Source organism: Pseudomonas sp. F8002 (assembly GCF_013385495.1).
GTDB lineage: Bacteria > Pseudomonadota > Gammaproteobacteria > Pseudomonadales > Pseudomonadaceae > Aquipseudomonas.
The window spans coordinates 91,863-104,130 of the sequence record NZ_JACAPW010000003.1; the positions used below are offsets into that span (position 1 = coordinate 91,863).

Consider the following 12,268-nt stretch of genomic DNA (forward strand, 5'->3'; position numbering starts at 1 on the left):
GCTTAGCTGACTAATAATTAGCCACACTTTATTTTCAGTCTAATCCATGAGTTTTTTATGCCGTTAACCGATCAACACCGTTTTGGCATGCAGTTGGCGCATATGTCCCGAGGATGGCGTGCCGAGCTGGATCGCCGCTTGGCAGGTTTGGGACTGTCCCAGGCACGCTGGCTGGTGCTGCTGCACCTGGCCCGTTTTACCGAACCACCTACCCAGCGTGAGCTGGCGCAGAGTGTCGGGGTAGAGGGGCCCACCTTGGCCCGTTTGCTCGACAGCCTGGAAAGCCAGGGCCTGGTGCAACGCCAGGCCGTGGTGGAAGACCGCCGCGCCAAGCGCATTGTGCTGTGCGACACCGCGAAGCCGCTGATCGAGCAGATCGAGACCATCGCCACGGCCTTGCGCCATGAGCTGTTTGTGGGGGTTGATGAAGAGGATCTGCGGGTGTGCATGCGGGTGCATGAACACATCCTCGGAAATCTCGAGAAGTCCTGACCCCAGGTACACAGAAGATCAAAAATGTGGGAGCGGGCTTGCTCGCGAAGGCGGAGTGTCAGTGAATACATGTGCTGACTGACACACCGCCTTCGCGAGCAAGCCCGCTCCCACATGGGTTTTGCGGCGTAGTTAGAAGGTTTGCCCCAGGTTCAGGTACACCGCCTGCTGACTGTCATCGTTAAACCCATAACTGAAATTCAACGGCCCCAGTGGCGTATCAAACCCCAGGAAAATACTGGCGGCGTTGATGTACCCGCTGTCGTATTCATTGTCGTTGTTCCACGCTCGCCCACGTTCCAGTGATGCGCCCAGGTACAACGGGAAATCCAGCGGCAAATAAGACCGCGGCGTCAGCCGGCGATAGTAGACCGCGCGCATCAGGCTGATGTTCTGCCCGGCAATCGCATCCTCCCGGAAGCCCGACAGCTGCCGCGCGCCCCCCAGCAGGAAGCTGGAAATCACCACGTCCGACTTATCCAGGGTGCGCCCATACCGCCCGCCGAGGATCAGTGTGTCCGGCCCGCTGCTCATGGCTTTGTCCAGCTTGAACTCCCACTGGCGATAGCGCTGGTCCGAACCCAGCCCCGGTTCGAACTCCCGGAAGGCCAGGCCAATGTCTTCGCCGGTATGGGGGAAGTACACGTTGTCGAACGAGTCGAAGGAGTACTTCAGCTCATAGAAACCCTCGCTGAAGTTGATGCTCGGTGAATTCCGGTCGCCAATGCGCACATCCGCCTTGCCCCAGGCCTCGCCGACGCCGAAACGAATCTCGCCGCTGTTGCCGATCTGCCGGCCCACGTTCAGGCCGAAGCCGTAGCGTTCCAGGCGGTATTCGGAAATCGGGTTGTTGTCTTCAATCAGTTCGACGTTCTGCGCCTGGGCACTGATATAGGGCGCGACGAAGTAGCGTGAACCGGTGTCCATCGGCTGATAGAACTCGCTGTACAGCTCCTGCTTGTCTCCGATCTGCACCCGCGTCAGCCATTCGGCGCCGAGGCGGTTGATGCCGTTCATGCGGTAGCTGGCGCCGAGGTTGAAGGCGCTGTCGCCGCGCATGTCATCCGACAGGTTCAGGCCCAGGCGCAGGTAGTCGGTGCCGCTGCGTTTGCCCCGGGCGCTGATGACCAGGGTGTTGTCCTTGCCCTTTTTCACCACGCGGTATTGCACCTGTTCGAAGTAATCCAGGCCGTACAGGGTGCCCATGTCGGTTTGCAGACGGGCCAGGTCCAGGGGCTCGCCGAGGTTCTGGCGGATGTAGTAGCGGATCACCTCGTCGCCTACCTTGGAGTCGTTCTCTACCCTGATTGCGGTGATCACCGGGTTGCGCTCGCCGGGCGTTCGCGCGGCCACCAGCGACGGGTCCACCGGTTCGGCCGGGCGCAGGTGCGCCAGGCGCACGTCGAGTGCGCGGGTGGCGCGGTAGCCCGCGTCGATCATGTCCTTGGCGCGCCCGAAATCCGTCACCCCGTAGGCGGCCAGGGGCGGCTGGATCAGCACGTCGCGGGGCGCCAGGGCCTTGAGTTGTTCTTCGGAATTGCGCCGGGTCATCAGGGTGATGGACTGGTTGAGCACGTCCACCACGGTGTTGAGTTGCTTGCGTGAGCGCAGCGGGGTGCCGATGTCGACGACGATGGCGATGTCGACCCCCATTTCCCGCGCCACATCCAGCGGGATGTTATCGGTCATGCCGCCATCCACCAGCAGCCGGCCATCCAGCTCCACCGGGGCAAACACCGCCGGGATCGACATGCTGGCGCGGATCACCTGGGGCAGGTGGCCTTTGCGGAACACCACTTTTTCACCACTGGTGATGTCGGTGGCCACGGCGCGAAAGGGGATCGGCAGCTTGTCGAAATCCCGCACGTTACTGGTGTGGGCGAACATGCTTTCCAGCAGCAAGGCCAGGTTCTGGCCCTGGATCACCCCCAGTGGCAGGCCGAGGCTGCCGTCGTCGCGGAAGCTGAGTTTCTGTTTGACCAGGAAATCCCGGTCATCCTGCTTGCGCCGGAATGGCACGTCTTCCCGCGGTGGCGCGTCAGACAGGGCGAGCTTCCAGTCGATGTTCAGCGCGAGTTTTTCCAGCTCGTCGATCTTGTAGCCCGAGGCATACAGCCCGCCGATCACCGCACCCATGCTGGTGCCGGCAATCGCATCGATGTGGATGCCCTGTTCTTCCAAGGCCTTGAGCACGCCAATGTGCGCCAGGCCACGGGCGGCACCGCCGGAGAGCACCAGGCCGATCTTCGGGCGCGGGTTTTCGACGGCTTGGACGAGGACAGGGAACAGGCACAGCAACAGACAGGACAACAGGCGGCGCATCATCAATCTCAAGGCAGGACGATAAAGGCCGGTATTATAGCCACTCGATCCTTTCAACCCGCCAAGCAGGAGCCAGTCAATTCATGTCAGCGGCCAAGCCCGAGATTGTCATCACCTATTGCACCCAGTGTCAGTGGCTGCTGCGCGCCGCCTGGCTGGCCCAGGAACTGCTGAGCACGTTCGCCGATGACCTCGGCAAAGTGGCCCTGGAGCCGGCCACCGGCGGTGCGTTTCGGATTACCTGCGACGGTGTGCAGATCTGGGAACGCAAGGCCGACGGTGGCTTCCCGGAAGCCAAGGTGCTCAAGCAAAGAGTGCGCGACCAGATCGACCCGCAACGGGACCTGGGGCATAACGACCGTACTCAGTGAACCTCGGCCGTGGTGGCCGGCTGCTTGGCCGGTTTGGCGCCGCCCATCAGCCCGGACACCACGATGGCCACGATGATCAGCGCGCCGCCCATCAGCATGCGCAGGGTTGGTGTTTCAGCAAACAGCAGCCAGGCCGCGGTGATGCCGTACACCGGCTCCATGGCAAACACCACCGCCGCCGTGCGCGCCTTGAGCACCGCGAGGCTGGCGACAAACAGGCTATGGGCCAGGCCGGTGCAGAACACCCCGAGCAGGCCGATCCACAGCCAGTCCAGTGGCCGCACTTCGGCCAGCCCGGGCGCGGCGACGGGCAACAGGCACAGCGCTACCACCACGTTCTGGCACAAGGCGGCCTGCACCGGCGGGATGCGCCCACTGGCGCGGTTGTTCAGCGACAGCAGCGAGAACAACAAGCCGGAGCCGACCGCCCACAGCAAGCCGCTGGTGGCCTGGCTGGCGAGATTGAAATCCGGCGTGACCAGCACCAGGCCGATGCTCACCAGCACCACCAGCAGGATCTCGTTGGCGCGAATTCGCTCGCGGAAAATCAGGCCTTCGAGAATCACCGTGAACGCCGGGAAGGTGGCGAAGCCCAGGGTGGCGATGGCCACACCGGCGACCTTTACCGCAATAAAGAAACTCACCCAATGCCCGGCCAGCAGCAGGCCGCTGACCAGCAGGCGGCGCCAGTCGCGGGCTTGCAGCTTCTGCCAGGGCGTGTTGCTGGCAAAGCGCGCAAAGATCGCCAGGGCAATGACCGCGAACGCGGCGCGGCCGAACACGATAATCGCCGGCGAAGCGGCCGCCAGTTTGCCGAACACACCAGTGAGGCCAAACATCAATGCGCCGATATGCAGGGCGCCGAGGGCTGTGCGGGGAGTCATTGCGATCCTTAAACGACGGGTTTACAGGATCGCAGTCTAGAGGGTTGCAGGCGTTCGCGTCTGTCGTTGGGCTCGCGGCTTTTGTCGCAGGACTCTTGCTTGGTGAAGATCCCTGTGGGAGCTGGCTTGCCTGCGATGCAGACAACTCGGTCGTTCAGGTAGCGCGCGGTGATGCTATCGCAGGCAAGCCAGCTCCCACACCGGGCGGTGCTCGTCTGAAGGCTCGGGGCGAGAGGCCAAACTCGCGCAACATCGCCGCAGCAAACGCACTTTGCGAACCATAGCCCACCCGCGCGGCAATCTCGCCGATCGGCAGCTGGCTGTCGCGCAACAGGCCGCGGGCCATCTGCAAGCGCCGGGTGCGTATGTAGTCCATCGGCGTCTGCCCGCTTTCCGCGATAAACCGTGCATGCAGGCGGGCGACGGACAGGTCGGCGAGCTTCGCCAGGTCCGCCACTTGCAGTGGGTGCGCGGCGTGCCGCTGGATATGCGCATCGAACGCGGCATAGGGCAGGCGCTTGCCCACCGGCGGCTGCGCAAGGTTGAGGCTGGCCAGCAGCAACACGGCGCCTTGCTGGGCGATCAGCGGGTCGTCCACCGGGCTGCTTGCCAACCACTGCACCAGTTGGCTTTGGCGATTGTCGAGGGTCAGGTGTGCGCACCGGTCGAGCAAGCGGCGGCTGGCGTCGGCATGCTCGCCCAGGGACTGCGCCAGCCATTGCTCATCGGGCACGTCCAGCACCAGGCAGCGGCTGCCATCGCGACTGCGGCACGCGTGATGGGCGGAGTAGGGCAGCACCATCACACTGCTGTGCTGCACCTGGCCGCCCCGGCCATCCACCTCGAAGTCCAGGTGCCCGGACAGGCCAAACACCAGCTGTGCATGGTCGTGGCTATGGGCGATAGGCGCATCGGGGTAGTGGCGTAGCGTGAGGTTGGGTCTCATCGCAGTCTCCTGGGCAGGCCCGCAGTTTACATCGCTTCGCCGCCTGTGGGCGCTGTCATCAGACTGACGCAACACTGTCATGGGCTATTAATCCCATGGGCGCAAGCTCGCGAAAACACCGTGAGGCATGCCCATGACCAGCGCCGAACTCGCCAAACCCAGCCGCAAGCAACGCGTGCGTACCCTGTGGATTTCCGACGTGCATTTGGGCACCCGGGATTGCCAGGCCGAACACCTCTCGCATTTCCTCAAGGGCTACCACGCCGACAAGGTCTACCTGGTGGGCGACATCATCGACGGCTGGAAGCTGCGCAGTGGCATGTATTGGCCCCAGGCCCACACCAACGTGATCCGCCGCCTGCTGACCATGAGCAAGCGCGGCACCGAGGTGATCTACGTCACCGGCAACCACGATGAATTCCTGCGGCGTTATTCGAAGCTGATCCTTGGCAATATCCAGTTGGTGGACGAAGCGGTGCACGTGACTGCCGATGGCCGGCATTTGCTGGTGATCCATGGCGACCAGTTCGACGTGATCACCCGGTATCACCGCTGGCTGGCGTTCCTTGGCGATTCGGCCTACGAATTCACCCTCACGCTCAACCGCTGGTTGAACCACTGGCGGGCGCGCTATGGCTACGGCTATTGGTCGTTGTCGGCGTACCTCAAGCACAAGGTCAAGACGGCGGTGAGCTTTATCAGTGATTTTGAAGAAGCGATCGCCCATGAAGTGACCAAGCGCGAGCTGCATGGCGTGGTGTGCGGGCACATCCACCATGCGGAGATTCGCAAGGTGGGCGAGGTCGACTACCTCAATTGCGGGGATTGGGTGGAGTCGTGCACGGCGCTGATCGAGCACTGGGACGGGCATATCGAGCTGTATCGGTTGGCGGATGCCCAGGCGAAAGAGGCACAGCTCAAAGCCGAGATGGTCGCGGGCTAAAGACTGGCTCGGTCCCAATGTGGGAGCTGGCTTGCCTGCGATAGCATCGACTCGGTTTTATAGATAGACCGAGTCGTCTGCATCGCAGGCAAGCCAGCTCCCACACTTGAATCCGGTTTGTTCAGTCAGGTGTGGGAAACATCCGCGATGGCTTCGGCCAACAGTGTCAACCGCGTCGCATCAATCCCCGCCACGTTCGCACGCCCGGAATTGACCATATACACGCTGTGCTTGTCCCGCAGTTGCTTCACCTGGTCCGCACTCAACCCGGTATAGGAAAACATCCCGCGTTGCGCCGCAATATGCGCAAACCGCTCCGACAACCCATGGGGCGCCAACGCCTCCACCAGCCCGGAACGCAGCTGCGCAATCCGCGCCCGCATCGCTTCAACTTCCTCGGCCCACTGCTTTTTCAGCCCGGCGTCACCGAGAATCGTCGCCACCACAGCAGCACCATGGTCCGGCGGCGTCGACCACAAATTACGCGCAATGAACGCCAGCTGGCTGCGCACATCCGTCAGTTTCTCGGCGTCCGCCGCGCACACAATCAACGCGCCGACACGGTCGCTGTACAAGCCGAAGTTCTTCGAGCAGGAACTGGTGATCAGTACTTCAGGCAGCTCAGCCGCGAACAGCCGCACCGCCCATGCATCCTGTTCCAGGCCATCGCCAAACCCCTGATACGCAAAGTCGATCAGCGGCAGCAACTGACGTTCCTGGACGATCTTCAGCACCTGGCGCCAGTCATCGTGGGACAGGTCGAAACCGGTCGGGTTGTGGCAGCAGGCGTGCAGCAGCACCACATCGCCTTTTGGTACGGTGGACAGGGTGGCCAGCATCGCCGCTACGTCCAGGCGATTGTCGCTGCCCACGTACGGGTAATGGCTGACCTTGAGCCCGGCCTTGGCGAAGATGGTTTCGTGGATCGGCCAGGTCGGGTTGCTCAGCCACACGCCACGGCCGGGCAGGCTGTGGGCGATAAAGTCGGCGCTCAGGCGCAGCGCGCCGGTGCCGCCTGGCGTCTGGGTGGCGCCGGCGCGACGTTCACTCAGCAGCGGCGAACCAGCGCCTAGCACCAATTCACTGATCAGCGAGCCGAACGCGGCGTTGCCATGGCCGCCGATGTAGGTCTTGGTGGTTTGTTGCTCCACCAGGCGCTGCTCGGCCAGTTTCACCGAATGCGGGATCGGCGTCAGGCCCTGGTCGTCCTTGTACACGCCCACGCCGAGGTCGAACTTGAGCGGGTTCGGGTCCTGGGCATACAGCTCCATCAGCCCGAGGATCGGGTCTCCGGGCACCCGGCCAATTGCGTCGAAATGCATTACTTGCGGCCCTCGGCATCCTTGGCCACTTCGTCGGTGCGCGCGGCCATGATGAAGTCGTTGCGGTGCAGGCCCTTGATGGAGTGGCTCCACCAGGTCACGGTGACTTTGCCCCATTCGGTGAGCAGGCCCGGGTGATGGCCTTCAGCTTCGGAGATCGCGCCCACGGCGTTGGTGAAGGCCAGGGCGAATTTGAAATTCTTGAACAGGAAGACCTTTTCCAGCTGCATCACGCCATCGCGTACTTCGATGTTCCAGTCGGGGATCTGCTTGATCAGCACCGGCAACTCTTCGTCGCTGACTTGCGGGGCGTCGGCGCGGCAGGCTTCGCAGTGGGCTTGGTTCAACGTGGTCATGTGGGTATTCCTGAAATCGAGTATTTGGAAACGGTCGTCAGTAGCGTCACCCTAAAGCAACGCGGGGCCAGGGAACAGACTCACCTGGCCCTAAAAGCCGCAGTTCAAGCAGCTTTTGGCTTGGGCGGGAACTTCGGTGCGTGCAGCCCCAGCTGCATCCCGCGTTCGACCATACCCATGATGTCTTCCTGCGCCACTTCGAACAGGCGCTTGAGGTTGGGCAGGGCGAAGTACACGGGTTGCAGAATGTCGATGCGATACGGCGTGCGCATCGCTTCGAGCGGGTCGAAGGCTTGATGCTCGGGCACGTCCGAGAGGCAGTACACGGTCTCCTTGGGCGAAGACAGGATGCCGCCACCGTAGATGCGCCGGCCTTCGGGCGTGTCCACCAGGCCGAACTCGATGGTCATCCAGTACAGGCGCGCCAGGTACACGCGCTGTTCCTTGGTGGCGGCCAGGCCGAGCTTGCCGTAGGTGTGGGTGAATTCCGCGAACCAGGGGTTGGTCAGCAGTGGGCAATGGCCGAAGATCTCGTGAAAAATGTCCGGTTCCTGCAGGTAATCCAGCTCTTCACGGGTACGAATAAACGTCGCCACCGGAAACTGCTTGTTGGCGAGCAATTCGAAAAAAGTCTGGAAGGGGATCAGCGCCGGCACCCGGGCGACTTGCCAGCCCGTGGTCTCGGCCAGCACTTTGTTGACTTCCGCCAGCTGTGGAATGCGGTCGTGGGGCAGGCCGAGCTTGTCGATGCCGTCCAGGTATTCCTGGCAGGCGCGGCCCTCGATCACTTTCAGTTGGCGCGTGATCAGGGTGTTCCACACCGCGTGTTCTTCGGGCGGGTAGTCGATAAAACCGTTCGCGTCGGGCTCGCGGGCCACGTACTGCGTCTGCTTCATACTGCTCTCCTGCTAGGTATTCGTTCTTGTTATGTCCTGGGATGAGCCTATTGATACGCCGCCTGGGCCAGGAAGCCATCCTCCTGCGCCACGCTTTTGTAGGAAAAGTTACCGGTATTCGTAAAGTTTTCGTTACGGCTGAGGCGATTCGTTCTCCCTGTGGCGTATTTTGGGTGTGAATCGCCTCGCAGCTGTCACATAATCTTGACGATTATCTGCGGCCGGCGGCAAAAAGACGCAGCGACTCCACCTCTTCGGGCCTTCTCATGCGTATCAAAGTGCATTGCCAGAACCGCATCGGCATCCTGCGGGACATCCTCAACCTGCTGGTGGAGTACGGCGTAAACGTTGCCAAGGGCGAGGTCGGTGGCGAGCACGGCAACGCCATCTACCTCTATTGCCCGAACCTGGTGAACCTGCAGTTCCAGGCATTGCGCCCGCAGTTCGAGGCGATTGCCGGGGTATTTGGCGTCAAGCGGGTAGGGCTGATGCCCAGCGAGCGTCGGCATATGGAGCTCAACGCGCTGCTGGGGGCGCTGGAGTTTCCGGTGCTGTCCATCGACATGGGCGGCTCCATCGTCGCGGCCAACCGCGCGGCGGCGCAGTTGCTCGGAGTACGGGTGGATGAGGTGCCGGGCATTCCGTTGTCGCGCTACGCCGAAGACTTCGATTTGCCGGAACTGGTACGGGCCAGCAAATCGCGAATCAACGGCCTGCGGGTCAAGGTCAAGGGCGATGTATTCCTGGCCGATATTGCGCCGCTGCAATCCTCCGAGCATGACGACAGCGAAGCCATGGCCGGCGCCGTACTGACCCTGCACCGCGCCGACCGGGTGGGTGAGCGTATCTACAATGTGCGCAAGCAGGAACTGCGCGGCTTCGACAGCATTTTCCAAAGCTCCAGGGTCATGGCCGCCGTGGTGCGTGAGGCTCGGCGCATGGCGCCGTTGGATGCGCCTCTATTAATAGAAGGCGAAACCGGCACCGGCAAAGAGTTGCTGGCCCGCGCCTGCCACCTGGCCAGCCCGCGCGGCCAGTCGCCGTTGATGGCGCTCAACTGCGCCGGTTTGCCCGAGTCCATGGCCGAGACCGAGTTGTTCGGGTATGGTCCCGGCGCCTTTGAAGGGGCGAGGGCGGAGGGCAAGTTGGGACTGCTGGAGCTGACGGCGGGCGGTACGTTGTTTCTCGACGGCGTCGGCGAAATGAGCGCGCGATTGCAGGTGAAGTTGCTGCGCTTTCTGCAGGACGGCTGCTTTCGCCGTGTAGGCAGTGATGAAGAGGTGTACCTGGATGTGCGGGTGATCTGCGCGACCCAGGTGGACCTTTCCGAACTGTGCGCCCGGGGCGAATTCCGCCAGGACCTTTACCATCGTCTCAATGTGCTCTCGCTGCATATCCCGCCGCTACGCGAGTGCCTCGACGGTTTGCCGCCGCTGGTGGAGCACTTCCTGGATCAGGCCAGCCGGCAGATCGGCTGCCCGCTGCCCAAGCTCGCACCGGCGGCGATGGAACGCCTCAGCCATTACCACTGGCCGGGGAATGTGCGGCAGTTGGAGAACGTGCTGTTCCAGGCGGTTTCGCTGTGTGAGGGCGGCACCGTCAAGGCCGAGCACATTCGCCTGCCGGACTATGGCGTGCGCCAGCCGCTGGGGGATTTTTCCCTGGAAGGCGGGTTGGAGGAGATCGTCGGGCGCTTTGAAAAGGCGGTGCTGGCGCAGTTGTATGCCGAACATCCCAGCAGCCGGCTGTTGGGCAAGCGGCTGGGCGTGTCCCACACCACTATTGCCAACAAGTTGCGCGACTACGAAGTCGTCAAAGCCGAACGCGGTTAAACCTGTGGGAGCGGGCTTGCTCGCGAATGCGGTGGGTCAGTCGAATTATCCGGTGACTGACACTCCGCATTCGCGAGCAAGCCCGCTCCCACATGGGTTCTTTGTCGGTCTTGATACCTGTACTTGCCGTTAGCGGCATAAGTCCGCCGTTTTTTCGACTCTCTTCCTACTGCCCTCAGCTGCCACCTGCCGGCAAACCCCCGCCCCGCCTGGACTTTTCCTCATTTCAAAAAGTTGGTTCGCAAATTGCTTAAGCCTCATCAGTACAGCGGTGGGCGGCAAGCGTCCGTCAGAAAGAGGAAAGAGCGTGGATAAGTACCTTTACGTGGCAATGACCGGCGCCAGCCAGAATGCACTGGCGCAGAAGGCCCACGCCAACAACTTGGCGAACGTTTCCACCAATGGTTTTCAGCGTGACCTGGAACAGGCGCGCTCGATGCCGGTGTTCGGTGACAGCTTTCCGGCGCGGGCCTTTGCCTTGACCGAGCGCCCAGGCACGGACTTTTCCCCTGGCGCGATGATTGAAACCGGCCGTGACCTCGATGTGGCCGTCAGCGGTGACGGCTGGATGGCCGTGCAAAACCCGGATGGCGGCGAGTCCTACGTGCGCAGCGCCAGCATGAACGTCGATGCGCTGGGCGTGCTGCGGGCCGGCAACGGTATGCCGATCATGGGCAACGGCGGCCCGATTGCCGTGCCGCCCCAGCAGCAGATCGAAGTCGGCCAGGACGGCACCATCAGCATCCGCGCCATGGGCGAAGGCCCGCGGGTGATGGCTGAAGTGGACCGGATCAAGCTGGTGCAGCCCGACCTCAAGAACATGACCAAGGGCCTCGACGGCACCATCCACACCAAGGATGGCCAGCCGGCCCAGGCCGATGCCAACGTCAAGCTGACGTCGGGCTTCCTGCAGGCGAGCAACGTGAACGCCGTCGAAGAAATGACGGCAGTCCTGGCCCTGTCCAAGCAGTTCGAATTGCACATCAAGATGATGAACAGCGCCAAAGAAGACGACCAGGCCATGACCCGCGTCCTGGCGATGAGCTGATAGCAGCCACACACTAATTTTTGTAGCGCGGCGCCATAAAACAGGCGCACGAAGGAGAAGAACATGCTTCCGGCTCTATACGTTGCCAAGACAGGCCTGTCCGCCCAGGACACCAACCTGACCACCATTTCCAACAACCTGGCCAACGTGTCGACCACGGGTTTCAAACGTGACCGCGCCGAGTTCCAGGACTTGCTCTATCAGATCAAGAAGCAGCCTGGCGCCCAGTCGACCCAGGACAGCGAATTGCCGTCGGGCCTGCAACTGGGTACCGGTGTGGCAATCGTTGGCACCCAGAAGAACTTCAGCGCCGGTAACCTGCAGCAGACCGGCCAGCCACTCGACCTGGCAGTCAACGGCAAGGGTTTCTTCCAGATCCTGCAGCCGGACGGCACCACCACCTACACCCGTGACGGTACGTTCCACCTGGACTCCAACGGCCAGGTCGTGACCGCCAATGGCTTCGCGCTGGAGCCGGCGATTGTCGTGCCGAACAACGCCCAGACTTTCACCGTCGGCAACGACGGCACCGTGTCGATCACCGTGGCCGGCAACCCGGCGTCCCAGGTGATCGGCAACCTGCAAACCGCTGACTTCATCAACCCGGCCGGCCTGCAGGCGATCGGTAACAACCTGTTCCTGGAAACCGCGTCCAGCGGCGCGCCGCAAATCGGCACCCCGGGCCTCAACGGTTTTGGTACCACCCTGCAAAGCACCCTGGAAACGTCCAACGTCAGCACCGTTGAAGAGATGGTCAACATGATCACCACTCAGCGCGCCTACGAGATGAACTCCAAGGTGATTTCCACCGCCGACCAGATGCTTTCGTTCGTAACGCAGAATCTGTAATCAAGTC

General features: G+C 62.3%; 12 protein-coding genes. 6 read left to right on the forward strand and 6 right to left on the reverse strand.

Going from position 1 to position 12,268, the window contains the following annotated elements:
* Positions 1 to 57: 57 nt before the first annotated feature.
* Positions 58 to 492 carry a MarR family transcriptional regulator gene (locus tag HX811_RS05460; RefSeq protein WP_004371158.1) on the forward strand — a complete coding sequence of 145 codons (435 nt, stop codon included), beginning with the start codon at positions 58 to 60 and terminating at the stop codon, positions 490 to 492.
* A 132-nt stretch (positions 493 to 624) separates the two neighbouring features.
* On the opposite strand, the gene HX811_RS05465 is transcribed toward HX811_RS05460, so the two are convergent.
* Positions 625 to 2,814 carry a patatin-like phospholipase family protein gene (locus tag HX811_RS05465; RefSeq protein WP_177045142.1) on the reverse strand — a complete coding sequence of 730 codons (2,190 nt, stop codon included), beginning with the start codon at positions 2,812 to 2,814 and terminating at the stop codon, positions 625 to 627.
* Positions 2,815 to 2,897: 83 nt separating this feature from the next.
* Here HX811_RS05465 and HX811_RS05470 point away from each other — a divergent pair, with 83 nt between their 5' ends.
* A complete protein-coding gene (locus HX811_RS05470) occupies positions 2,898 to 3,185 on the forward strand; it encodes a SelT/SelW/SelH family protein (protein ID WP_003214624.1) in 288 nt (95 codons plus the stop codon).
* On the opposite strand, the gene HX811_RS05475 is transcribed toward HX811_RS05470, so the two are convergent.
* A complete protein-coding gene (locus HX811_RS05475) occupies positions 3,179 to 4,069 on the reverse strand; it encodes a DMT family transporter (protein WP_003214622.1) in 891 nt (296 codons plus the stop codon). The two genes, HX811_RS05470 and HX811_RS05475, sit on opposite strands and share 7 nt — an antisense overlap.
* A gap of 154 nt (positions 4,070 to 4,223) precedes the next feature.
* Complete coding sequence (locus tag HX811_RS05480; RefSeq protein WP_177045144.1) at positions 4,224 to 5,015, reverse strand: AraC family transcriptional regulator; 792 nt, start codon at positions 5,013 to 5,015, stop codon at positions 4,224 to 4,226.
* A gap of 133 nt (positions 5,016 to 5,148) precedes the next feature.
* On the opposite strand from HX811_RS05480, the gene HX811_RS05485 reads away from it, so the two are divergent.
* On the forward strand, positions 5,149 to 5,958 hold the full coding sequence (locus HX811_RS05485) for a UDP-2,3-diacylglucosamine diphosphatase (RefSeq protein ID WP_003214618.1): 810 nt from the start codon (positions 5,149 to 5,151) through the stop codon (positions 5,956 to 5,958).
* Between the two features lie 125 nt (positions 5,959 to 6,083).
* Here the strand turns inward: HX811_RS05485 and HX811_RS05490 are convergent, their stop codons facing one another.
* The 3 genes from HX811_RS05490 to phhA form a co-directional block, all read right to left on the reverse strand.
* A complete protein-coding gene (locus tag HX811_RS05490; protein ID WP_177045146.1) occupies positions 6,084 to 7,280 on the reverse strand; it encodes an amino acid aminotransferase in 1,197 nt (398 codons plus the stop codon).
* A complete protein-coding gene (locus tag HX811_RS05495; protein ID WP_010166022.1) occupies positions 7,280 to 7,636 on the reverse strand; it encodes a 4a-hydroxytetrahydrobiopterin dehydratase in 357 nt (118 codons plus the stop codon). The genes HX811_RS05490 and HX811_RS05495 overlap by 1 nt, the downstream gene beginning before the upstream one ends.
* 104 nt (positions 7,637 to 7,740) lie before the next feature.
* On the reverse strand, positions 7,741 to 8,532 hold the full coding sequence (phhA, locus tag HX811_RS05500) for a phenylalanine 4-monooxygenase (RefSeq protein WP_003214615.1): 792 nt from the start codon (positions 8,530 to 8,532) through the stop codon (positions 7,741 to 7,743).
* A 266-nt stretch (positions 8,533 to 8,798) separates the two neighbouring features.
* On the opposite strand from phhA, the gene HX811_RS05505 reads away from it, so the two are divergent.
* From HX811_RS05505 to flgG, 3 genes are all read left to right on the forward strand, one after another.
* A complete protein-coding gene (locus HX811_RS05505; RefSeq protein ID WP_003214613.1) occupies positions 8,799 to 10,364 on the forward strand; it encodes a sigma-54-dependent phenylalanine hydroxylase transcriptional regulator PhhR in 1,566 nt (521 codons plus the stop codon).
* Between the two features lie 307 nt (positions 10,365 to 10,671).
* Complete coding sequence (locus HX811_RS05510) at positions 10,672 to 11,412, forward strand: flagellar basal body rod protein FlgF (RefSeq protein WP_003214611.1); 741 nt, start codon at positions 10,672 to 10,674, stop codon at positions 11,410 to 11,412.
* 63 nt (positions 11,413 to 11,475) lie between these two features.
* Positions 11,476 to 12,261 carry a flagellar basal-body rod protein FlgG gene (gene flgG, locus HX811_RS05515; protein ID WP_003214609.1) on the forward strand — a complete coding sequence of 262 codons (786 nt, stop codon included), beginning with the start codon at positions 11,476 to 11,478 and terminating at the stop codon, positions 12,259 to 12,261.
* The last annotated feature ends 7 nt before the right edge of the window (positions 12,262 to 12,268 follow it).